The organism is Thiohalocapsa halophila (assembly GCF_016583825.1).
GTDB classification, from domain to species: domain Bacteria; phylum Pseudomonadota; class Gammaproteobacteria; order Chromatiales; family Chromatiaceae; genus Thiohalocapsa; species Thiohalocapsa halophila.
Window position 1 is genome coordinate 1 of record NZ_NRRV01000017.1, and the last position, 22,316, is coordinate 22,316.

Below are 22,316 nucleotides of genomic sequence, written 5' to 3' on the forward strand. Positions count from 1 at the left end.
GTACTGGGGGCGGTGTTGTGCACCGAGCCAGTGTCGCTTGCGATCGGGCGCCTCCGGCGGCGCAGCCTCTGCACCAAAAGTTTGCATCGCTTGGTGCCCATGCGCCAAGCCGGAGCCTTCCCGCTCGCCGTTGGGTGTCATCCGCTCGCATCGGGCTGGCATAATCTCTGCTTCAGCGGTATGATGATCGGTCCGGCGCTCGGGAGGGCTGTTCGCGCACGGCTGTCATCGTGCCGCTCACCGACTCCGGCCCCACCGATGGTCTCGGCAGGCTCGCCCGGCGCTCTCCCGCCAGGCGCCGGCCGCCGCTGGCCAGCCAAAACCATGTATTCCCGGAAGGTATCTCACCCGATACCGGAGCTTAACCGGGGTGGAAGCCGACTGATCTCGGGATCACAATCCACCCCTCCGGTCCGGTAACCGACCACCAGGCGACTACGAGGTCCCAAGCCATGAACCTTCGTGCCTATCCAGCGGCGCAGGGGCTCTACGACCCCGCCAACGAGCGCGACGCCTGCGGCGTCGGCTTCGTCTGCGATATCAAGAATCGCAAGAGCCACCGCATCGTGCAGCAGGGCCTCGAGATCCTGGAGCGCCTGACGCACCGCGGTGCCGTGGGTGCCGACCCCAAGGCGGGCGACGGCGCCGGCATCCTGGTGCAGATCCCGGACGAATTTTTCCGGGCCAAGGTGGATTTCGAGCTGCCGGCGGCCGGTCACTACGGCGTCGGCATGGTCTTCCTGCCCCAGGACCCCAGCGCCCGGGAGGACATGCAGGAGACCGTCCAGCGCCACCTCGAAGAAGGCGGCCAAGCCGTGCTCGGCTGGCGCGACGTCCCTGTAGACAACGCGGATCTCGGCGAGAGTGTGCTCCCCACCGAGCCCGTGGTGCGGCAGGTATTCGTCGCCTGCGGCGACAACTGCCCGGACCAGGACGCCTTCGAGCGCAAGCTCTTCGTCATCCGCAAGCGCATGGACAACGAGATCCGCGCCGCGGGCTACGACAAGACGGCCTATTACGTGGCGTCCATGTCCTCGCGCACCGTTAACTACAAGGGCATGCTGCTGGCGAGCCAGGTGGGCGCCTATTACTTGGACCTTCAGGACGAGCGCTTCGCCTCGGCGCTGGCCCTGGTGCATCAGCGCTTCTCCACCAACACCTTCCCCACCTGGGATTTGGCGCAGCCGTTCCGAATGATCTGCCACAACGGCGAGATCAACACCCTGCGCGGCAACGTCAACTGGATGGCCGCACGGCGCCACACCATGCGCTCGGAGATCCTGGGCGACGACCTGGACAGCATTTGGCCACTGATCCCCGAGGGCCAGTCGGACTCCGCCTGCTTCGACAACGCCCTGGAGCTTCTGGTGATGGGTGGCTATCCGCTGGCCCACGCCATGATGCTGCTGATCCCGGAGGCCTGGTCCGGCAACCATCTGATGGACGAGAAGCGCCGCGCCTTCTACGAGTACCACGCCGCCCTGATGGAGCCCTGGGACGGTCCGGCCGCCGTGGCCTTCACCGACGGGCGCCAGATCGGCGCCACGCTGGACCGCAATGGTCTGCGCCCGGCTCGCTACCTGGTGACCCATGATGGCATGGTGGTCATGGGCTCGGAGATGGGCGTGCTGGACATCCCGGACGAGCGCATCGCCAAGAAGTGGCGGCTCCAGCCGGGGCGCATGTTCCTGATCGACCTGGAGCTGGGGCGCATCGTCGGCGACGACGAGCTCAAGGCCCAGCTGGCGGACGCCAAGCCCTACCGCGAGTGGCTGAACCGCACCCAGATCCACCTGGATTCCCTGCCCACGGACGTGGCTCCAATGGCGCCGGAGGCCAGCGTGCTGCTGGACGCCCAGCAGGCATTCGGCTACAGCCAGGAGGACGTCAAGTTCCTGCTGACCCCGATGGTAGTCTCCGGTCAGGAGGCCGTCGGCTCCATGGGCGCGGACAACCCGCCCTCGGTGCTCTCATCGCGCTCCAAGCACCTGTCCACCTATTTCAAGCAGAACTTCGCCCAGGTCACCAACCCGCCCATCGACCCCATCCGCGAAGAGCTGGTGATGTCGCTGGTGTCGCTCATCGGCCCGCGGCCGAACCTGCTGGGCCTGAACGAGGCCGGCCAGCACTGGCGCCTGGAGGTCAATCAGCCCATCCTCACCAATGAGGACTTGGAGCGCATCCGCCACATCCAAGACAACTCCGGCGGCGCCTTTCGCACCGACACCCTGCACATGGTCTACCCGGCCGGCGAAGGCGCTGCGGGCATGGCCCCGGCCCTGGACCGGCTCTGCCAGGAGGCGGAGCAGGCGGTGCTGGAAGGGCACAACATCCTGATTCTGTCGGACCGCCATCTGAACGCGGACTATGTGCCCATCCCGGCGCTGCTGGCCACCTCGGCGGTGCATCATCATCTGATTCGCCAGGGGCTGCGCACCAGCTCCGGGCTGGTGGTGGAGACCGGCGCGGCGCTGGAGGTGCACCACTTCGCGACGCTGGCGGGCTATGGCGCCGAGGCTATCAATCCTTATCTGGCCTTCGACACCATCGCCTCCCTGCTGGACAAGCTGCCGCACGACGGCGGCAAGCTGAGCTTCGAGGAGGCCCAGTCCCGCTACATCAAGGCGGTCGGCAAGGGCCTGAAGAAGGTCATGTCCAAGATGGGCATCAGCACCTTCCAGAGCTACTGTGGTGCGCAGATCTTCGACGCCGTGGGTCTGAACCAGGAGCTCGTCAACCAGTACTTCACCGGCACGACGAGCATGGTGGAGGGTATCGGCCTTGCCGAGGTGGCCGAGGAAGCCGTGCGCTGGCACCAGCGCGGCTATGGCAACGAGGAGATCCTGCGCAAGCACCTGGACGTTGGGGGCGACTATGCCTATCGCCTGCGCGGCGAGGACCACGTCTGGTCGCCGGACACCATCGCGAAGCTCCAGCACGCCGCGCGCGCCAACGACGCCGGCACCTACGCCGAGTACTCCAAGCTCATCAACGAGCAGAACGAGAAGCTGCTCACCTTCCGCGGCCTGATGGAGCTGAAATGGGCCGACGAGCCCGTGCCGCTGGAGGAGGTCGAGCCGGCGTCCGAGATCGTCAAGCGCTTCGCCACCGGCGCCATGTCCTTCGGCTCCATCAGCTACGAGGCGCACTCGACGCTGGCCAAGGCCATGAACCGGATCGGCGGCAAGTCCAACACCGGCGAGGGCGGCGAGGAGCCCGAGCGCTTCCTACCGCTGCCGGATGGCTCGCGTAATCCGGAGCGCTCGGCCATCAAGCAGGTGGCCTCCGGGCGCTTCGGCGTGACCGTGGAATACTTGGTCAACGCCGACGACATCCAGATCAAGATCGCCCAGGGCGCCAAGCCCGGCGAGGGCGGCCAGCTGCCGGGCCACAAGGTCAATGCACAGATCGCGCGGGTGCGACATTCCACGGCCGGCGTGGGCCTCATTTCGCCGCCGCCGCACCACGACATCTACTCGATTGAAGACCTGGCACAGCTGATCCACGACCTGAAAAACGCCAACCCCAAGGCGCGGATCTCCGTCAAACTGGTCTCTGAGGTCGGTGTCGGCACCGTCGCCGCCGGCGTCTCCAAAGCCCATGCGGACCATGTGACCATCGCCGGCTATGATGGCGGCACGGGTGCGAGCCCGCTGACCTCCATCAAGCACGCCGGCAGCCCCTGGGAGATCGGCCTCGCCGAGACCCACCAGACCCTGGTGCTGAACCAGCTGCGCGGGCGCATCGCCGTGCAGGTGGACGGGGGCATGCGCACCGGCCGCGACGTGGTCATCGGTGCGCTGCTGGGCGCGGACGAGTTCGGCTTCGCGACAGCGCCCTTGATCGTCGAGGGCTGCATCATGATGCGCAAGTGCCACTTGAACACCTGCCCGGTGGGCGTGGCCACGCAGGACCCGGAGCTTCGGAAGAAATTCACCGGTCAGCCCGAGCACGTCGTGAACTTCTTCTTCTTCATCGCCGAAGAGGTGCGCCAGATCCTGGCCAAGCTCGGCTTGCGCAGCGTCAACGAGGCCGTGGGCCAGATGGACCGCCTGGAGATGCGCCGCGCCATCGAGCACTGGAAGGCCAAGGGGCTCGACTTCTCGCGCATCCTCACCAAACCCGATGTGCCGGACACCGTCGCCCTGTACAACCGCGAGACCCAGGACCACGGCCTCGACAAGGCCCTGGATCACCAGCTCATCGCCCAGGCCGAGCCGGCGCTGACACACGGCGAGCCGGTGCGCATCGAGACCGAGATCAAGAACTTCAACCGCACCGTCGGCACCATGCTCTCGGGCCGAGTGGCGGAGCGCTATGGACATGCCGGTCTGCCGGACGACACCATCTACGTCAAGGCCCGCGGCATCGGCGGGCAGTCCTTCGGTGCCTGGCTGGCGCACGGCGTGACCATCGAGCTCATCGGCGAGGCCAACGACTATGTCGGCAAGGGCTTCTCCGGCGGGCGGCTCATCATCTACCCGCCGGCGGATTCGGGCATCGACAAGGCCGAAGACAACATCATCGTCGGCAACACCGTGCTCTACGGTGCCATCAGCGGCGAGTGCTACTTCCGCGGCGTCGCCGGCGAGCGCTTCTGTGTGCGCAACTCCGGCGCTACCGCGGTGGTCGAAGGGGTCGGCGACCACGGCTGCGAGTACATGACCGGCGGCGTCATGGTCTGCTTGGGCTCCACAGGCCGCAACTTTGCCGCCGGCATGTCGGGCGGCATCGCCTATGTGCTGGACGCGGACGGGCGCTTCGCCGAGCACTGCAACCAGGCCATGGTGGAGCTGGAGCCCGTCCCTGCCGAAGACGCGGCGCTGGAGCATCTCGATCACCAAGGCGGGGATCTGGAGTCCCACGGCTTCGTCGACGTGAGCCACGACATGACCCGCTTCGACGAGGTCCGACTGAAGCAGCTGATCCTCAAGCACAAGCACTACACCAACTCGGACGTGGCCCGGGCTATCCTCGACGACTGGGAAGCCATCCGGCCCAAATTCGTCAAGGTGATGCCGGTGGACTACCGCCGGGCGCTGGAGGCGATGCAGTCCCAGCAGAGCCGCCCGCCCGGCGCCACCACGCCGAACATGTCCAAGCCGACCCTAACCAAGCCTTCACGGCAGTCCTGATGGAGGGCGCGAGCCATGGGTAAGCCAACCGGATTCATGGAATACGACCGCGCCGAGATGGCCTACGAGCCGGCGGCGGATCGGGTCGTGCACTACAACGAGTTCGTACTGCCGCCGTCCGACGAGGAGATGGCCATCCAGGGCGCGCGCTGCATGGACTGCGGCATCCCCTACTGCCACCAGGGCTGTCCGGTGAACAATATCATCCCGGACTGGAACGACCTGGTGTACCAGAACGACTGGGAATCGGCCATCGAGGTGCTGCACAGCACCAACAACTTCCCGGAGTTCACCGGGCGCATCTGTCCGGCGCCCTGCGAGGCCGCCTGTACGCTCAACATCGACGACAAGCCTGTAGCCATCAAGGCCATCGAGCGTGCCATCGCCGACAAGGCCTGGGACGAAGGCTGGGTGCGCCCGCAGGTGCCCGAGCACCGCACCGGCAAGCACATCGCCGTGGTGGGCTCCGGCCCCGCCGGGCTCGCCTGCGCCCAGCAGCTCGCCCGCGCCGGCCATGCCGTCTCCCTCTACGAGAAGGAAGACCGCATCGGCGGCCTGCTGCGCTACGGCATCCCGGACTTTAAGCTCGCCAAGAAGATGATCGACCGGCGCATGGCGCAGATGCGCACCGAGGGCGTGGAGTTCCACACCCACTGCCACATCGGCGTCGACATCCCCATGGACAAGCTGATGGGCGAGCATGATGCCGTGGTGCTCGCCGGCGGCAGCGAGAAGCCCCGCGACCTCGACGTGCCCGGGCGCAGCTACGCCGGCATCCACTTCGCCATGGACTTCCTGCGCGCCAACTCCAAGCGCGTCCAGGGCTTGCAGGTACCGGACGAGGACTTCATCAGCGCCCACGACAAGCACGTCATCGTCATCGGCGGCGGCGACACCGGCTCCGACTGCATCGGTACCAGCAACCGCCACGGCGCCAAGTCCATCACCCAGATCGAGATCCTGGACAAGCCGCCGGAGAAAGAGGACAAGGGCCTCACCTGGCCGGACTGGCCGCACAAGCTGCGCACTTCCAGCAGTCAGGAAGAAGGCTGCGACCGCCACTGGAACGTCCTCTCCAAGTCCTTCGAGGACGACGGCAACGGCAACGTCAAGGCACTTCACTACGTCCTGGTGCGCTGGGACAAGGACGAGAACGGGCGCTGGCAAATGACCGAAGTCCCCGGCTCCGAGGGCCGGTTCAAAGCCGACCTGGTACTGCTGGCCATGGGCTTCGTGCACCCCGTTCACGAAGGCATGCTCGCCGAGCTACAAGCGGCCAAGGGCCTGGAATTCGACCCCCGCGGCAACGTCAAGGGCAGCACCGAAGGCCCCAAGGCGTACTACACCAACGTCGACGGCATCTTCGCCGCCGGCGACATGCGCCGCGGCCAGTCCCTGGTGGTCTGGGCCATCCGCGAAGGCCGCCAATGCGCGCGGGCGGTGGATGAGTGGCTGATGGGGACGACGGATTTGCCGCGGTGACGGCGGCTGGCGGCAGGGACGCCGGTGACTTGCGAAGAAGCGGCCTGCGGGCCGCTTTTTTGGTGGTGATCGCGGCGCGAGGTCTCGATCCGCCCAATCCAGGCCTCTGCGCGGAGCGCTTGCGGGCGCCGCAAACTTGGACGCAAGCGTCGTCAAGACCTATGCTTCCGGCATGCTGACGGTCATCGAAACGCCGCTGTTCCAGCGTCAGTGGCCGCTGTACTGGACCGAGGAAGAGCGTGGCGCCTTCTGCGCCTACATCGCGGAGCACCCGGACGCGGGCGATGTCGTTCCAAGACTGAAGGCAATCCGCGATGCACTCGAAGACTGAGCCTTTGAGCGAGGACGCATTGGAGGCATACGAGGCCGACCGCGACCTCGCCGCCGATGTACTGCAAGCAGTCCGAGAAATGAAAGCCGGAGCGGGCCGGCTCGCCTGGCCCCCCGCCTTGGCTGCTCGCCAGCAAACCGGGCTTTCCCAGGCGCAGTTTGCGGACCTGCTCGGCGTGTCTGTCGACACCATCGAGGCATGGGAGCATGGGCGCGCGCAGCCGACTGGAGCCGCACGCACCCTGTTGGCAGTCGCGCGCAGGCATCCGAAGGTCATTCAGGATGTCGCGGCGGACATGGCGTCGCACCGGTGAGCTTGTCCCATCAGGCAACACTGTTGGAAGGCCGGCTTGGGCTCGGAAGGCATTCACTGGCCGGCATTGGACGAGGACATGAGCGTCGCGGGTCTGCTCGCCGCGACTCCGTCGCCGGAGAGTCAGCAATCGCTCAGGGGCTGGCTCGCGGGACGCGCCAGTGCGCAACCGACCGGAGGGGTCGCGAACGGGTCCAAAGGGACAAGTGCACCTGACCTCACGGAGTCCGGTTACCCGACGTTGAGGGCCGAGGATCTTGCCGGCGCCTGGAGCTACGTCCGAAGAAGACAGGTGGAAATCGAGCGCGAGATCGTTGAGAACGAGGCTTGACCCGATGACGCGCCTGTATGGCAACGAAAGCAAGACAACATCGACCCAGGCTCCCAGAGAACTTGCCATGAGCTCAGAACTGCGGAGGATTGAAGCAATGCTCCCCGGGCTTTCCCCAGGCGACAAGGCGCAGCTCCTGGAATGGCTTGCTCAGGACCTCGGCGGGGCGACGCCCGGGATCGAGAAGACAGCCGGCGTCTGCGGCGGCGCGGCACGCATCGTGCGTACACGTATTCCGGTATGGGTCCCGGAACAGGCACGTCGATTGGGAGCCAGCGAAGCAGACCTCCTCCGATGCTACCCGACACTGCGGGCCGAAGACCTTGCCAATGCCTGGAGCTACGTGAGGCGAAGACGCACGGAAATCGAGCGCGATATCGCCGACAACGAAGCCTGACCCGATGGCGCGGCTCTACGGCGATGTACCGTGCACAGCGAAACGGAGGCCCCATGAGCTCGTCCGACGAGTGCGTTCAGCGGAACCGATTTTTTGCTCTCCTCGGAACCGTTTCCTGCTGCGTCGAGGAATTTCTCCTGAGACCTGCTTGTTACGCGACAGCGGAGTTTGCTGCGTTACATGTGAGGCCTGACCGTGGGGCAACGTAGCCGAGCAATCGTCGCCATGAGCCAACAAGCCGATGCACGGCTCCACTGATGCCGACGATCCTTCGGGCTGGGCCTTATCGGTTCTTTTTCTACGCAGGCGACGGCGGAGAGCCGGTGCATGTGCATATCGAGCGCGACGACAAGGTCGCCAAGTTCTGGCTGGATCCGATACGGCTCCAGAATACCGGGGGTTTCACCCGCGCCGAGCTGCGCCGAATCCGCTCTATAATCACCGCTCATCAGGCAACATTGGTGGAAGGCTGGCATGAATTCTTTGGCGATAAACACTGATCGCCCGATCGCCTCAAGGGTCTACGTCACCGAGGACACCCTCACGGTCGATCTCGAGGACGGACGCACGATTGCCGTGCCTATCGAGTGGTTTCCGCGGCTCGTTTACGCCACACCGGACGAACGTGGCGATTGGCGCCTGATCGGCCGCGGCGAAGGCATTCATTGGCCGGCATTGGATGAGGACATCAGCGTCGCGGGTCTTCTGGCCGGGATCCCGTCGCGGGAGAGTCAGCAGTCACTTAAGCGGTGGCTCGCGGCACGCGCTGCCTCGGAATCGGCCTAGGGAATCTCTTCGAGCAGGCCGAGCCGGCGCGCGAGCGCGGCGAGCCCGTGCGCACGGCAGCCAGAAGCCCCGCGACCTTCTAGGTTCGGTAGTTGGGCCACGAAGAGCACGAAGAGCACGAGCCGATCTCCTAGAGAACCCGCCGTGAGCTCAGAACCGCGGACCCTTGAGGCGTTGCGCCCCCGAACTCTCCCCAAGGGACAAGGCGCAGCTTCTGCGAGGGCTTGCCCAGTCGGACGCACGATTGCCGTGCCTATCGAGCTTGGAGGAGGTTTCGGTGTCCACCAGATCAATCGTCGGTCCCCTGTGCCTGATCGTGGCAGGTGTCATGATGGCGTTATCCGCGGGCCCAGCGCTCGCGGAGGACTGCTTCCTGCATCCCTACGGCGAGCTGCGCGCCTATCACGGTGACTGGCTGGCCGTCTGCGACCAGGGCGGCGCAGGCGCCTGCCGCGCCGTGCAGATCATGCTCGAGCCGGGGGACACCCGCGTCGGCCCCGCGCGGCTGGCGTTGGAGCGAAAGGACGCGGGGCATTTCGATGTGGTGTTCCATCACCAGGCCTTGATCGCCGGCGTGCGCGATCCGCTCGTGCTGGACATCGACGGCGATGCGCTGACGCTGTCGCCCGGACAATGGGCGCCGGGAGAGCCGGGAAGACCGAATGTGATCGCGGCGTTCCACATCGCCGATGTGGAGCTCGCCAAGGGTCTCGTGGCGCGTATGAAGGCAGGCTCGCGCCTGACGCTGCGCCACGATGCGGGCGAAGCGCAATTCTCGCTGCGCGGCGTGACCGCAGCGCTTGCCGCGATCGAAGCCCAGGCGGCGAGCCGCAATTGATGCAAGATTCCGCGCATTTCCTCGGGCAGGATGCGCCCGGACCAGATGTAGCAAGGTGTCCGGGTCAGGCTCCGGGAGGTGCTGACGGGCCGCTTCGCCGACAGCCCGCCGTGTTGGGCCGGCATCAGAGGCGCAGGGCAAATCTCGGCGCGGTGGTGGGACCTGGGCGAAGGGCGTCGGTCGAAGCGGGCTGGCGGAGGCGACCGGGTCAGGCGGCTGTATCAGGCGGCGGCGCGGTACGGCTGCTCGTTGACGCGCGCTACCGTGGCGTCGTTGAGCATCCGTTGTGCGCACTCGGCACAGCGCCCGCAGCAGGTGGCAACCTTGAGCCTGCTCTGGAGGCATTCCATGGAGTAGGCTCCCTCGTCGCAGGCCGCGCGGATTTGTCCATCTGTTACCTTGTTGCAGACACACACGTACATGGCAGTTTGCCCGATGTTTGGTTGGCTATAAGTGTCAGCATAAGCGTAAAAAGAATGATTCGCAATACCGTTCTGCTGATCTCGATCAAGACGGGCCGAAACAGGGGGGTTGCCAGCGTGCGTCCTGCTCGCTCGCGCTGAGCGTGGCTCGCCTGCTCGGCGGATTCTGCGCAGTTCTTGATTACAGGTGTGATGGCAGCATGTCTCATGCCGAGGAGCAGTGGGACCATCGGCGCACGCCGGTCGACTGCCCGTCCCGAGCCTCGAACCCCCCAACGACCACGTCCACCGGAGAACCGCGCTGTGCAAGGCGACAATCCGATCCTGCAAGCCCTGAACGGCTGCCTCAAAGACCAGCTAACGGCGATCAACCAGCTCTTTCTGCATGCGCGGATGGCCAAGAATTGGGGTCTGCACGGACTCAACGACTACGAGTACAAGCGCTCGATAGCGGCCATGAAGATGGCCGACGAGCTGATCGAGCGCGTCCTGTTCCTAGAGGGGCTGCCGAACCTCCAGGACTTGGGCAAGCTCCTGATCGGCGAGAACGTGCCGGAGCTGCTGGGAGGCGACCTTGCCATGCTCAGCGCCATGCGCGGCAACCTGCAGGATGCCGTAGAGCTCTGCGAGGCACACAAGGACTATGTGAGCCGCGACGAGCTCACCGAGATCCTCGAAGACGTCGAGGAGCACATCGACTGGATCGAGTCCCAGCAGTGGCTCATCGACAACGCTGGGCTGGAAAACTACCTCCAGTCCGTGATGGAGGCTTGATCATGCAAGGCAGTCCAGAGGTCCTCGCGCACCTTCAGAGCCTGCTCAACTGCGAGCTGGCCGCCCGCGACCAGTACATGGGCCATGCCCGCAAGTTCCGCGATTGGGGTCTGTTCAAGCTCGCCGAGCACCTGGATCACGAGCAGCAAGAAGAGTCCGAGCACGCGGACAAGCTCATCGAGCGCATGCTGTTCCTGGAGGCGGAGCCGGACTACAACCAGCAGGATAAGGTCAACATCGGCGACGACGTCGAGGGGATGTTGAGGCTGGACCTCGATGTGGAATACCGCGTCGCCGCCGCGCTGAAGGAGGCCATCGCCACCTGCGAAGCGGTGCAGGACTACGACACCCGCGACATTCTGATCCAGCTGCTCGACGACACCGAGATGGACCACGCTTGGTGGCTGGAGCAGCAGCTGCGCCGAATCCAGCTGGTGGGCATCCAGAACTATATCCAGTCGCAGATGGGTGAAGACGGGCAGCCCGCTGCCGGCTGAAGCGCTGCGTCCGCGCTCGGCCCGTCCTTCGGGGTGCTCGCGTGCGCGTCGCCAAAGTGCGTGATCCGGTACAAGATTCAGGGCAAGCGCTGACTTGTTCAGCATTTGCCCCGTCGTCCCCGGGGCTTCGCGCGCTCAGTGCTGCACCTGACCCACCCGCGCTTCCACCGATTCGATCTTGCCCGACATCCGCCCGTCCTGATTGCTGCGGATGTCGAGCTTGATGGCGGAGTAGACCCGCCGGCAGCCCAGGCTCTCCAGCACTGCCGCCGCGCGCTCCACCAGGGCCAGCGCCTCGCCCACGCTGTCGGTCTCGACAATGGTGCCCATGGGCGTGAGGCGGTACTCCAGCCCCGACTCCCGCACCATGCGGATGACCTCGCTGACTTGGACGCTGACGCTCTCGCCCTGGTCGGTGGGAAAGATGCTGAATTCCATCAGAACGGACATGCGAGCACTCCACGCTGGTGGTGTCGGGATTCGATGCGGGACACCAGCTTAGCGCACACTGGAATCGGCTTGCCGCGCCGTGCATCGGTTGGTGAAGCGACTGGAGCTGACGCTGCCCGGCCGCCGCGACCCTCCGGCGGTGCGGCGCCTGCGCTGGCAGTCCACGGCTGCGCTGCCCACGACGTCCTCAAGGTCACCTGGAAGTGCCTGAGGGAGGTGCCTGGTGGAGGTGCCCGGTGGAGGTGCCCGGTGGAGGTGCCTGGCTGCGCTCAGGCTGGAACGCCGGGTGCCGACTGGCTGCCGGAACCGGCTATGCGGTCACACCCAGCTCGGGGCTCGCAGCGGTGACACGGCCAGGGCTCAGACCGTGAGCACGCTCATCACAAAGAGCAGCACCAGGCCGAGCACGCCGACCCAGTCGAAGAGCCGCCGCCAGCGTTGGTGCCGGTGGTGCAGGCGCTCGGTCGCCTCGGTGAGCGCCGGGCTCGCTGCCAGCGCCGGGGCTAGATAGGTCCGCTGATGTTGCAGCTCGATGGCGTCCAGTGCTGCCGCCGCCTCTACCATGTCGGCCCGGTAGGCGCGGCGGTCCACATCCAGCAGCCGCCGGCGCAGATCTGCATGGAAATGCATCATCGCCGCATCCAAATCCCAGAAGTAGGCGACAATGCCTGCACTTTCCGGGGCCTGCGGCACGATTTCGGCCGCTTGCAGACACACGGCCTTGGGCATATCGCCACAAGGAGTGATGTAGAGATAACCGGCTCGCATTCGGCCCACGCCCGCCTGTCGCGGCGAAAAGATCGACGCCCTGCTCAAAGCATAGTCGGCGTTGAGGGCAGCATCAATCCTGTTGCCGACGCGAGCCTGAAGCGCTGCTAGGTGAGTGGCCTGTGGCAGCTAATCCCGTCGTCCATTTCAGCTGTCTGAGGAGAGGCCGATTGATTGGCGTTTGCAGTCCGGGAAAGGTCGCTCCGCCATCTTCAGCGACCCGAGTCGCTGAAAATGGCGGTGTTTGCCTAGGCAGTCTGAGCTTGGCTCTCCCAGTTGGCGATGCGAATCAGCTCCATGATCCCGCGCGCTAAGGGCAGCGGCTCTTCGGGTGCATAGTCCTCTCCCTTTGACCAGGCTTCTTCGGCTTCGGCTGCAACGCCGTGAAAGCCCTGTCGGCAGAGCTCCCAAACGGCTTTGTCTTGGTACGACGTCATGATACTGCCCCCCCGGTCGATGCGATTTGCCGGACCCGTGCTGTTGCTTAATACAGACAGCATGCGAGCCAGGCGGTACTGCTTCAAGATCGCGCTCGACGGCCCTCAAGTGGGCGATCGCCGCTGCGCGCGTTGTCAAGTCTTGGCCCTGCTGCGCTTTTTTCAATCCTTTGTATGGCTTATGGTCCGCGCTGCCCGATCAGCGAGGTCGTGCTGCGCGCTGTACAATCTCTGTCGAAGCTTGCAGCGTGCCGATAAGCATCGTCGCTTGCAGGCCACACCCTCAGCATAGTTCACCACCGTCGGCGCACAATTGGTGAATACCACCTACCGCGTCAGCGCTGACCCCCTAGGTTGTCGAACTTCTGCCAAAGCCTCCGCCTGGCCCCGCAGCGGGTCCGTCCCGCCAGCTGCCCGCATCCGGCAGGTGACCAGGCCTCTGGATCCCCGCGCGCTGCCTGTCCCCGCTTACTCGGCGTTGAATCTGGCCGCGGGAAACAATAACTTCCGCGCACCGTGGTTTTGAGAGCAGCAGTGCAAGTGAACTCATCAGCCGTACCGCAAGGGCTTGTCCCTCTCGGCGTCGTCCTGACCGGCGTCGCCTTCGCATTCGCGTCATCCATCGTGCCCCACTTCGACGCGGCCCATCGTCTGCTGGCGCTGCCTTTCGGGGTCGGGGTAGCGCTCTACGGCCTCTATGGCGTCGTCGCGGCCCTGGTGCCCCAGTCGCTGGGCGACCGACTGGGACTGCGCATTCTCGGCCTGCATGTGGCCATGGGCGTGCTGCTGCGCGCATCCATCGACCCGCGCATGGTGGAGGGCTGGCTCGCGCTGGTACCGGCATTGCTGATGGCGTACATGCTGGCCGACGTCTACCTGCGCCGCGGCCAGGTGACCCTCGGCGACGGTGACGAGGCCACCTGAGCGTCCTGCGTCGACGCCTGAGCCCGCCGCAAGCGCGCAGGGCTAGCCGCTATGGAGCTGTTGCAGATACACGAGCAGCAATGTCCCTGGTGCGGTGAGCTCATCGAGCTCGCCGTGGACTGCAGCTACGGCGACCATGTCTTTGTCGAGGACTGCGCCGTCTGCTGCGCGCCCATACAGGTGGCCGTGAGCTTTGCGCCGGGGCCGCAGGTATCGCCGTCGGTGGAGGTGCGGCGGGAGAACGACTAACCCGGGCGCCACCTGGCAGTGACTCGCCGCGGCCCAGGGAAGCAGGGTGCACGCGGCTCTCGACAGCGAAGGCGAGGCGCCGGCAAGGGGCTCTGCTGGGCTTCGGGCATGGGACGGAACGGGGCCCCATGGCTTCAGCCTGCAGCGTCACGCCCAGCACGTCAGCGACCATCGCCTCGTCGACGCGGCCCTGAGGATTCTGCGCGGCTGAGGCGGCCGGGCCCGCTGGGGGCGCTCGCGGGGCGGCTCAGAAACCGCCGCCGGTGCGAAAGCCACCACCGCCGCCGAAGCCGCCGCCGGTGCCGAAGCCGCCGCCGCCGATACCCCCGCCCAGGCCGCCACCAGAGCCGCCTGCGTGGGAGCCGCCACCGAAGCCCCCGCCCCAGGGGCTGCCCCGGCCGAAGCGCCCGGAGCCGAAGCTCGGGTCCGTGCGCGGGGGCCGGTAGTGGTACTGCTCCTCCAGCACGCGCATAAGTGCCTCGCGGTCCAGCATCCCCTTGACGAAATTGGTAAGCATCAGGGCGATTAGCGCGCCATCGCCGAAGCTCGCACCGGCGCGGTCCATGCGCTCGCGCTGCATGTCGCGCCGCAGCCGCGCCAGCTCTTCGAGCTTGTCCTGCTGCCTGGCGCGGCTTTGCTTCAGGTTCTCGAGCATGAAGCGCGCCTTGCGCTGCTCGCGCTCCAGCTCTTCGAGCTCGGCGATGATGCGGTCGTCCTCCGGAAAGGGGGTACGCTCGGCCTCCTGCTCCAGGCTGGCGAGGTCCTCGCGCTCCAGCGCGGCGGCGAGCTGTTCCACGGCGCGCTGGGTGTGCATATCCGCACCGCTGGCGAAGTCCGCCCGGCGCTGGGACAGCTCGGCGATGCGACTCTCCGCTGCCTCGATGCGCTCCTCGACATCATCGACGGCTGTTTGGGCCGCATCTCGGTCGGCCTCCAGCTGCGGGATGGCGCCGGCGTCGCGGGCCGCGTCGTCCAGGGACCGCAGCGCCGCGAGCGCCGTATCCGCATCCGCACGCCGCGTTTCGGCGTGCTCGCGCAGGCGCTTGGGGATCTCCGCCAGGCGCTGATAGTTGAGCCTGGCGTCGGCGTAGCCAATGAGCCGCGCCACCTTGCCGTCCAGCCAGCGGAAAAGCCCGCCGGCCTCGTACGCTGCGGTGCCGTACTTGCGCCGCCAGAGGTACATGAATAACGGGTCCGCGCGGTAGGCTGCCCCCTTGGCCTGCTCCTCCTGCTCGCTTTCGGCGGCCTTGGTCTCGGCGTGCCGGGCGATGCGGTCCGCCTCGGTGGCGCGCTCGCGTTGGGCGCGGTAGTCGCGGTCGGCATCCAGCTTGGCCTGGACGGCGGCTTCGGCGTTATCCAGGTACTCGGCGGCGGCCTCCAGCTCCTTGTGCAGGCGCTCGCGCTCGTCCTCCAGCGCCGCTTTGTCAGCGCCCGCCTGCTTGAGCTCCGCCGCCACCTCGGCGGCGGCGGCATCGCGCCGGGCCAGTTGGTCCGCCACGCGCCGCTCCACGGCGCCGAGCTCGCCGGCGAGATCGCCGGCATCGAGCAGGCTTACATGCACCTGCGCCAGCGCTTTCAGCTGCTCGCCGCGCCGCCGCAGCAGCTCCGGGATCTGCCGTTGCAGGGCCTCCGCCTGGGCGTCCAGGTCGCTGAGCGTATCCTGCTGCTGGCGCGAGAGCTGCGCCAGCTGGGCCATGGCCTGCATGCCGCTCATCATCGCCCCTGTTCCTCCTACCAGTCGGTGATGGCCGCGCCCGTGATGGGCAGTCGGTAATCCGGCGTCAGGCGGCCCGCGGGCTTGCGGCCCACCAGATCGGCCTGGATGATGCCGTCGTCGCGCTTGTCGGCGGCCACCGAGTCGAAGGTGGCCTTGTCCACGCGCAGGCCCCAGGCCTCAACCAGCTCGGTGCGGCCCGTCTCCTCGTTGGTGATGGGCACGGTGAGCGTTTGCCCGCGCGGGCCGATGGCCTCGACAATGAGATAGTAGTTGCGGGCGTCGGGATTGGCCTCCGGCACGCGCCAGATGCCGCTGCGCTCGCCCGGACGGGCAAGGATGCGGATGCTGTAATCGGCCTCCAGCTGCCGGCGCAGGGATTCCATGTCTTCGAGCGCGGTCTCGGCGGCGCCGGTGTCGCCGTCGCGCAGCGCCTTCTCGCCGGCGGCCAGCAAACGATCCGCACGGGCGTCTGCCGTGGGCTCCTCGGCGAGGGCCGTCACCTGCGCATGCATGGCCGTGAGCCGCTCGGGCAGGGCCGCGCGCGGTGCGACCACCAGCAGTTGCCAGGCCACCACCACCACCGCCAGTGCGGCGAGCCCGCCAAGCACCCATTTGCCCCAGGCGCCGCGGCTGACGTAGATCCGCGCCAGCGTCGTGGCAAAAGACTTGGGCGGCGGCTTGTAGACGAAGCGATCCTGCTCCAGGGCGCGTACGCCCTCGTCCAGCACGGCGTCGCTGACCTCAATGCCCTGGGCGGAGTAGATCCGGCGCAGCCGCTCCTTCAGTGCGCGCTCGCGCTCGCCACTGTCGAGCTCGCGCTGCACCAGGCGCTCTTTGCGCCGCAGGGTGTCGACCACGTCCATGGCGAGCATGACGTCGTCGAGGGGCGGCTTGCCGGCTGTCCCCTCGGCCGTGGCGTGAGTGCTGGCGGTCTCGGCGGTGCTCATGCCCCGGCGGCCAGCCCCTTGCCCTGCTCGGCCAGGCGGGCCATGCGCCGCTTGCCGTCCTCGACGGCGTCGCGAATCTCATCGGCATTGCGCGTGGACTCCTTGCGCATCTCCTCGATGATGTCGCGGGAGTGGGTCTGGTAGCTGACCACCGAGTCCACGAGCTTCTTGAGGGACTCGGCCCTGATGGTCGGCCCATAGCCGGCCTTGACAGCGGCCTCCTGTACCTTGCCGCCGATGTCCGCGAGCACCTCCAGGGACTGATTGACGCCGTCCTTCATGGCATTCACGGTGGCGGTGGCCTCGCCGAGGCCGAACATGCCGGTGAACGACGCCGTCAGCGCCGTCAGCACCGTCTCGTTGGTGCTGAAGAAGCTCACCGCCTGCTGATACAGGCGTTCTTTCGCGTTGGTGGTCTGGTGCAGGCGCGCCATGACCACCTCGGAGGTGTTGTAGGAAACGGTGATGTTGTCCGAGAGGTCTTTGGCTATCTGATAGCGCTTCTCCACGTCCTGGAGTGCGCGCACCCGCTCGTCCCGGGCCATCTCCAGGCGGGCGCGCTCGGCGGCGTCGTCACCGCTGAAGCCCTCCACTGCTTGCATGGCCCTGTCCACCTCGGCCTTGGCGGCCTCCAGCTGACCCTCGGCCTTCTTCAGCACTTCCAGCGCCAGCACCTCGGACTGCTTCATGGCGCCGCGGAAGTCCTGATAGGCGTCGAGGATGCGCTGCTCGCGCTGCACCTGGTCGTTGGTCGCAGAGGTGACATCCAGATAGGTCGCTTTGATCTTGTCGAAGCGCGCGGCGATGTCGCCGCGCGTGACCTTCATCCAGACGTTGGACATGCGCTCGAAGGTGTCGAGCTTGCCGTCCTCCAGCTGGTCGACCATCTTCTTGGCATCGTCGCGGATGCTGTTGAAGGCCGCAGTGATTTCCTCGTAGCGGCTGCCGATCTGCATGGCCTGCACCTGCTCGCGCACCACCTCGTTGAAGGTGGACGCCTGCGCCAAGGTGCGGGCGATGGCGGTCACGCGGGCCTCGTCGAAGCCCGAGATGCGCTCCAGCAGGACGATCATCGGATCATCGGCGGTGGACTGCTCCGTGGGCGCGAGGCCCATGTCGTGCAGCGTGTTCATGGCCTTGTCCAGGTACTGCATCGGGCTCGCGGTGTCGGACATGTCGGGGTCCTCTTCAAAGTGGCTGCGCCCGGCGGGGCACGTGGGATTGGCTGGCTGCCTGTGTCGGCGGTCGCGGCTTGCGTGTCTTATACCGCCATTGGATGACGATCGGCACCCGGGACGCCCGAAATGGATATAGGGAAACGCCGATTTATCGGCGTTTTCCTGACCGCAGGGCGCCCCGCCGTCGTCACTGGCTACAGCCGCCGGCAATAACGCAGCCGTTAGACTCTGTTGTCCGGCTGCGTCTGCTACTTGGTCACGCGCGGCCAATCAAGGCGTAGCTCCGGCGCCGCGGCTCAATCGCCGTAAAAGGCTTCTTCGACCTCGGCAGCCGGGACTTCCTGGTCCGAGTCATCCTCAATGTGCACCAATCGGGCAACGGGGCGCCCGTCCTTGCTCAGCGCGATGGCTTCCCCATGGCGCACGCGCTCGATGAGCTCCTCGAGATGCTCTGCGGCATAGTCGGTGGTTACGGTCTGCATGTCGGCTTCTCGTTGTCGTCCGCGTTTTGGGTTGCGGGCTGCTTTACGCAGTCCCGCACGCGCGCCGGTTGCGGCGCTCCAACGGCTCTGTAGGGCCCACAGGCGTCAATGGAAGGCACCGCCGCATGCGCTGGCTCGGTTGGTCACGCCTGCGTCTGCCGCGCCGCCGCCAGTGCGCGCAGCAACGCCCGCGGCAGGCCCGGCCCACCATAGACCAGGCCGGTGTACATTTGGATCAGGTCGGCACCGGCCGCGAGCTTGGCATTGGCGCTGGCGGCGTCCATGATGCCGCCGACGCCGATCAGCACAGGCCCGCTGCCGAGAGACTCCCGTAGCCGCCGCAACAGGGCCGTGCTGCGCGCAAACAAAGGCGCACCGGAGAGTCCGCCGCTCATGCCCTCGGTGGCCGTGGTCGCGGCGGTGAAATCCACGGTGGTGTTGCTGATCACCAGTCCCGCACAGCCCCCCTCTACCGCCGCCTCGGCGCAGGCGAGTGCATCGGCATCCGCCAGGTCCGGCGCCAGCTTCACCAGCAGGGGTCGCGGCCGCGTGAGGGCCTGGTTCGGTGTCTGCACCGCCTCGACGATAGCCCGCAGCTGCTCCACCGTTTGCAAGTCGCGCAGTCCGGGGGTATTGGGGCTCGAGACATTGACCACGACGAAGTCCGCGAGCTCGCCGAGGCGCTCGAAGCTGCGCCTGTAGTCGGCGGCGGCGTCCTCGGCCGGCGTGGCCTTGGATTTGCCGATGTTGATGCCGAGCGGCACCCGCAGGACGTCCTGTTGGCGCAGGCGCTCGATGCGCGTGGCTACCACGTCGGCGCCGTCGTTGGGGAAGCCCATGCGATTGATGAGCGCACCGTCCCGCGGCAAGCGGAACACCCGCGGCCGCGGATTGCCGGGCTGGCGCAGTGCGGTCACCGTACCCACCTCGACGAAGCCGAAGCCCAGCGCCTGCCAGAACGCCACGGCCTCGGCGTCCTTGTCGACCCCGGCGGCGACGCCGAGGGGATTCGGGAGCTCCAGCCCCATGACGCGGCTGGTCAGCGCCGGGGCTCGGGCGATGTCCGGCCCCTCACCCTTGGTGCCAAGGCGCGCGACCAGGGCCGGCGGTGTCAGGCGCGCGAGCAGCAGTCCGAGCTGATGGGCGCGCTCGGCTTCCAGGCGAAACAGCAGCGGGCGCAGCAGGCGCCAGAGGCCGACAGCAGGCGACGGGGCCGAAGTTGGGTTCAGAGCACGTGCCCAGGCTGGTGGTTGGATGAGCGAGGACTCTCGCACAGGGTGGCGGCGCAGGTCCACCGCTCGGCGCCGCAGGCCACGGGGCAAGGGCTGTGGAAGCGCACGGGAAAGCTTTGCCCCAGGTCGGTGTCATGGACCGACGGACGTGGCAGACTAGCCAAATTTCTAGGCGCCCCTTCGGCGCCGTCGCCTGCGCAGAACGGCGGAATGCCGGCCACCCCGGAGGTCACGACACCCAATGAGCGATAGCGTCAAGTTCCTGCTCGACGAAGAGCATCTGCCCACCCACTGGTACAACATCAACGCGGACCTGCCCGAGCCGATGGCGCCGGTGCTGCACCCGGGCACCAAGGAGCCGGTGACGCCGGACGATCTCGCGCCCATTTTCCCGCGGGCCGTCATCGAGCAGGAAATGTCCACGGAGCGCGAGGTGGAGATCCCGCAACCCGTGCGCGACGTCTATCGCCAGTGGCGCCCGGCGCCCATGTTCCGTGCGCGCCGCCTGGAGCAGGCACTGCAGACCCCGGCGCGCATCTACTACAAGTACGAGGGCGTGAGCCCCGCCGGCAGCCACAAGCCGAACACCGCCATCGCCCAGGCCTTCTACAACAAGGCCGAAGGCGTCAAGCGCATCACCACCGAGACGGGCGCGGGTCAATGGGGCTCGTCCCTGGCGCTGGCCGGCACCTTCTTCGGCTTGGAGATCGTGGTGTTTATGGTGCGCGTCAGCTTCGACGGCAAGCCCTACCGGCGTGCCTACATGGAGACCCTCGGCGCCCAGTGCATCGCGAGCCCGAGCGATCAGACCGAATCCGGCCGCGCCATCCTCGCCGGGCACCCGGACAGCACCGGCAGCTTAGGGATAGCCATCAGCGAGGCGGTGGAGATGGCCGTGCAGCGCGACGATACCCGCTATGCGCTGGGCTCGGTGCTCAATCACGTGCTGCTGCACCAGACCGTCACCGGCCTGGAGTCCCTGGAGCAGCTGGCCATGGCCGACGACTACCCGGACCTGGTCATCGGCTGCACCGGCGGCGGCAGCAACTTCGCGGGCCTCGCCTTTCCTTTTCTGCGCGAGAAATGGCAGCGCGGCCTGGACACGGAGTTCATCGCCGTGGAGCCGTCGGCCTGTCCGACGCTGACCAAGGGCGCCTTCGCCTACGACTACGGCGATACCGCCCACCTGACCCCGCTGGTGAAGATGTATACCCTGGGCTCCGGCTTCGTGCCGCCGGGCTTCCACGCCGGCGGGCTGCGCTATCACGGCATGGCGCCCCAGATCAGCCACCTCGCCAAGCAGGGCCACCTCGCGCCGCGCAGCTACAACCAGCTGGAGTGCTTCGCCGCCGGCATTCAGTTCGCCAAGGCCGAGGGCATCCTGCCGGCGCCGGAGGCCAATCACGCCGTGAAGGCCACCATCCACGAGGCCGGGAAGTGCCGCGAATCCGGCGAGTCCAAGGCCATCCTGTTCAACCTCTGCGGCCACGGCCACTTCGACATGCAGGCCTATATCGACTACAACGCCGGCAAGCTCGAGGACCTGGTCTACGACGACGCCGAGGTGGCCATGGCGCTGGCGGGGCTGCCGTCCGGCTGCTGATGACGGCGGCCCCGGCCCCCGGGCTCCACTGATGAGAGGACCTACGCGTGACTCGCACTGACGCCCACCCGACGCCGAGCGGCCGGCGGCGGGTGCGCACCACCGCTGCCGCATCCCCCGCCTCGATACCCGCCAACCTCGCGGCCGCATGCGGGCTCGCGGTCGTCTTGGCGACGGCGGACCCTGCTGCCGCCGAGGCGGATGTCGGGTCCGAGCCCACGGCTGCCCCAGCCCCCGCTCAGGCCGCGCCCGCCGCGGACACGGCCTCGGCGGCGGATGCGGCGGCGCTCAGCGAGCGCATCGCCGCGCTGGAGTCGGCCCTTAAGCAGGCTCGGCAGGCGCAGGCCGAGGCCGAGGCGCGGGTGGCGGAGCTGGAATCGACCCTGGCGCAGAAGGACGAGCGCCGCCAGTCCACGGCCATGGAGCATACCGCCCAGCTCAGTGCCGCGGAGCTGCGTGCGCGCGAGCACAAGCAGCGGCTCATGGAGGCCGAGGCGCGCATCCGCGAGCTCGAAGATCGGCTCGCCGAGCGCGATACCCGTGTTGCGGCACTGGAGCAGGCCGCAGCCGCGCGGGAGACGCTGAGCCAGCGCCTGGAGACCCTGCGTGCCCGCCTGCCGGCCCCGGAGGGCGGCAGCCTCACCGCCGACGAGGCCAAACAGCGCGCCGAAGCCGATGCCCGCCATCTGACGGACCTGGTGACGGACGCCCGCGGCATCGACAACCCTCGGCTCTGGGGCGAGGTGCGCAGCGCCGAGAACGCGCTGCACCACAGCCAGTTCCTACTCGCCCGCGCCGACAACGCCCGCACCGTCTACCGCGTGCGCCCCGGCGACAGCCTGCGTCAGGTGAGCCGGCTGTTCTACGGCACCGGCGAGCGCTGGACCGAGCTGTTCGAGGCCAACCGCCACGTCCTGCAAGAGCCCGACCAATTGCTGCCCGGTCTGACGCTGGTCGTGCCCTGATCGAGCTCCACGGCCCGAGGGGGTGGCTGCTCGCCGAGTACCGCCACCCGCGCAATCCC

The 22,316-nt window shown here is 67.1% G+C and carries 24 protein-coding genes; 15 read left to right on the forward strand and 9 right to left on the reverse strand.

The features are described 5' to 3' along the window. Positions 1-452 precede the first annotated feature (452 nt). The 9 genes from gltB (at position 453) to CKO31_RS09000 (ending at position 9,612) form a co-directional block, all read left to right on the forward strand. The gene (gene gltB / locus CKO31_RS08965) at positions 453-5,135 is read left to right on the forward strand and encodes a glutamate synthase large subunit (protein WP_200236094.1); all 4,683 of its coding nucleotides are present in this window, start codon (positions 453-455) and stop codon (positions 5,133-5,135) included. A 15-nt stretch (positions 5,136-5,150) separates the two neighbouring features. After that, on the forward strand, positions 5,151-6,617 hold the full coding sequence (locus CKO31_RS08970; protein ID WP_200236096.1) for a glutamate synthase subunit beta: 1,467 nt from the start codon (positions 5,151-5,153) through the stop codon (positions 6,615-6,617). 136 nt (positions 6,618-6,753) lie between these two features. Further along, a complete protein-coding gene (locus tag CKO31_RS08975; protein ID WP_200236098.1) occupies positions 6,754-6,948 on the forward strand; it encodes a hypothetical protein in 195 nt (64 codons plus the stop codon). 4 nt (positions 6,949-6,952) lie between these two features. Next, positions 6,953-7,261 (forward strand): helix-turn-helix domain-containing protein, encoded by a 309-nt coding sequence (locus CKO31_RS08980; RefSeq protein WP_242475255.1) that lies wholly within the window; start codon positions 6,953-6,955, stop codon positions 7,259-7,261. A gap of 36 nt (positions 7,262-7,297) precedes the next feature. After that, the gene (locus CKO31_RS27625) at positions 7,298-7,591 is read left to right on the forward strand and encodes a DUF2442 domain-containing protein (RefSeq protein ID WP_369075125.1); all 294 of its coding nucleotides are present in this window, start codon (positions 7,298-7,300) and stop codon (positions 7,589-7,591) included. Between the two features lie 67 nt (positions 7,592-7,658). Next, positions 7,659-7,988: a DUF433 domain-containing protein gene (locus CKO31_RS08985; protein WP_200236102.1), complete on the forward strand. Its 330-nt coding sequence runs from the start codon at positions 7,659-7,661 to the stop codon at positions 7,986-7,988. Between the two features lie 257 nt (positions 7,989-8,245). Continuing rightward, on the forward strand, positions 8,246-8,488 hold the full coding sequence (locus tag CKO31_RS08990) for a DUF4160 domain-containing protein (RefSeq protein ID WP_200236104.1): 243 nt from the start codon (positions 8,246-8,248) through the stop codon (positions 8,486-8,488). Next, positions 8,463-8,774: a DUF2442 domain-containing protein gene (locus tag CKO31_RS08995; RefSeq protein WP_200236106.1), complete on the forward strand. Its 312-nt coding sequence runs from the start codon at positions 8,463-8,465 to the stop codon at positions 8,772-8,774. Before CKO31_RS08990 ends, CKO31_RS08995 begins: the two co-directional genes overlap by 26 nt. Positions 8,775-9,036: 262 nt before the next feature. Further along, positions 9,037-9,612, forward strand: coding sequence for an invasion associated locus B family protein (locus CKO31_RS09000; protein ID WP_200236108.1), 576 nt, complete (start codon positions 9,037-9,039; stop codon positions 9,610-9,612). 221 nt (positions 9,613-9,833) lie between these two features. Here the strand turns inward: CKO31_RS09000 and CKO31_RS09005 are convergent, their stop codons facing one another. Further along, a complete protein-coding gene (locus CKO31_RS09005) occupies positions 9,834-10,034 on the reverse strand; it encodes a (2Fe-2S)-binding protein (protein WP_200236110.1) in 201 nt (66 codons plus the stop codon). A gap of 303 nt (positions 10,035-10,337) precedes the next feature. On the opposite strand from CKO31_RS09005, the gene bfr (CKO31_RS09010) reads away from it, so the two are divergent. Together bfr (CKO31_RS09010) and bfr (CKO31_RS09015) are read left to right on the forward strand one after the other, a co-directional pair. Next, on the forward strand, positions 10,338-10,808 hold the full coding sequence (gene bfr / locus CKO31_RS09010; protein WP_200236112.1) for a bacterioferritin: 471 nt from the start codon (positions 10,338-10,340) through the stop codon (positions 10,806-10,808). 2 nt (positions 10,809-10,810) lie between these two features. Then, positions 10,811-11,305: a bacterioferritin gene (gene bfr, locus CKO31_RS09015; protein WP_200236113.1), complete on the forward strand. Its 495-nt coding sequence runs from the start codon at positions 10,811-10,813 to the stop codon at positions 11,303-11,305. 135 nt (positions 11,306-11,440) lie between these two features. On the opposite strand, the gene CKO31_RS09020 is transcribed toward bfr (CKO31_RS09015), so the two are convergent. From CKO31_RS09020 to CKO31_RS09030, 3 genes are all read right to left on the reverse strand, one after another. Next, the gene (locus tag CKO31_RS09020; RefSeq protein WP_200236115.1) at positions 11,441-11,755 is read right to left on the reverse strand and encodes an MTH1187 family thiamine-binding protein; all 315 of its coding nucleotides are present in this window, start codon (positions 11,753-11,755) and stop codon (positions 11,441-11,443) included. A 360-nt stretch (positions 11,756-12,115) separates the two neighbouring features. Continuing rightward, complete coding sequence (locus tag CKO31_RS09025; protein ID WP_200236116.1) at positions 12,116-12,484, reverse strand: hypothetical protein; 369 nt, start codon at positions 12,482-12,484, stop codon at positions 12,116-12,118. A gap of 287 nt (positions 12,485-12,771) precedes the next feature. Then, positions 12,772-13,047, reverse strand: coding sequence for a hypothetical protein (locus CKO31_RS09030; protein ID WP_200236118.1), 276 nt, complete (start codon positions 13,045-13,047; stop codon positions 12,772-12,774). Positions 13,048-13,500: 453 nt separating this feature from the next. Here CKO31_RS09030 and CKO31_RS09035 point away from each other — a divergent pair, with 453 nt between their 5' ends. Both CKO31_RS09035 and CKO31_RS09040 read left to right on the forward strand, forming a co-directional pair. Continuing rightward, positions 13,501-13,884 (forward strand): hypothetical protein, encoded by a 384-nt coding sequence (locus CKO31_RS09035; protein ID WP_200236120.1) that lies wholly within the window; start codon positions 13,501-13,503, stop codon positions 13,882-13,884. Between the two features lie 51 nt (positions 13,885-13,935). After that, entirely contained in the window at positions 13,936-14,133 is a 198-nt protein-coding gene (locus tag CKO31_RS09040) for a CPXCG motif-containing cysteine-rich protein (RefSeq protein WP_200236122.1), read from the forward strand. Between the two features lie 247 nt (positions 14,134-14,380). Here CKO31_RS09040 and CKO31_RS09045 read toward each other — a convergent pair whose 3' ends face one another. From CKO31_RS09045 to CKO31_RS09065, 5 genes are all read right to left on the reverse strand, one after another. Further along, the gene (locus CKO31_RS09045) at positions 14,381-15,850 is read right to left on the reverse strand and encodes a coiled-coil domain-containing protein (RefSeq protein ID WP_200236124.1); all 1,470 of its coding nucleotides are present in this window, start codon (positions 15,848-15,850) and stop codon (positions 14,381-14,383) included. A gap of 14 nt (positions 15,851-15,864) precedes the next feature. Then, positions 15,865-16,797 (reverse strand): DUF6384 family protein, encoded by a 933-nt coding sequence (locus tag CKO31_RS09050; protein ID WP_200236126.1) that lies wholly within the window; start codon positions 16,795-16,797, stop codon positions 15,865-15,867. Then, positions 16,794-17,972 (reverse strand): cell surface protein, encoded by a 1,179-nt coding sequence (locus CKO31_RS09055; protein ID WP_200236127.1) that lies wholly within the window; start codon positions 17,970-17,972, stop codon positions 16,794-16,796. Before CKO31_RS09055 ends, CKO31_RS09050 begins: the two co-directional genes overlap by 4 nt. A gap of 299 nt (positions 17,973-18,271) precedes the next feature. Further along, positions 18,272-18,457 (reverse strand): type II toxin-antitoxin system Phd/YefM family antitoxin, encoded by a 186-nt coding sequence (locus CKO31_RS09060; protein WP_200236129.1) that lies wholly within the window; start codon positions 18,455-18,457, stop codon positions 18,272-18,274. A gap of 143 nt (positions 18,458-18,600) precedes the next feature. Next, the gene (locus CKO31_RS09065) at positions 18,601-19,731 is read right to left on the reverse strand and encodes a quinone-dependent dihydroorotate dehydrogenase (RefSeq protein WP_322789119.1); all 1,131 of its coding nucleotides are present in this window, start codon (positions 19,729-19,731) and stop codon (positions 18,601-18,603) included. Between the two features lie 199 nt (positions 19,732-19,930). On the opposite strand from CKO31_RS09065, the gene CKO31_RS09070 reads away from it, so the two are divergent. Then, positions 19,931-21,292 (forward strand): TrpB-like pyridoxal phosphate-dependent enzyme, encoded by a 1,362-nt coding sequence (locus CKO31_RS09070; protein WP_200236131.1) that lies wholly within the window; start codon positions 19,931-19,933, stop codon positions 21,290-21,292. A 47-nt stretch (positions 21,293-21,339) separates the two neighbouring features. After that, complete coding sequence (locus tag CKO31_RS27495; protein WP_200236133.1) at positions 21,340-22,257, forward strand: LysM peptidoglycan-binding domain-containing protein; 918 nt, start codon at positions 21,340-21,342, stop codon at positions 22,255-22,257. Positions 22,258-22,316 lie beyond the last annotated feature (59 nt).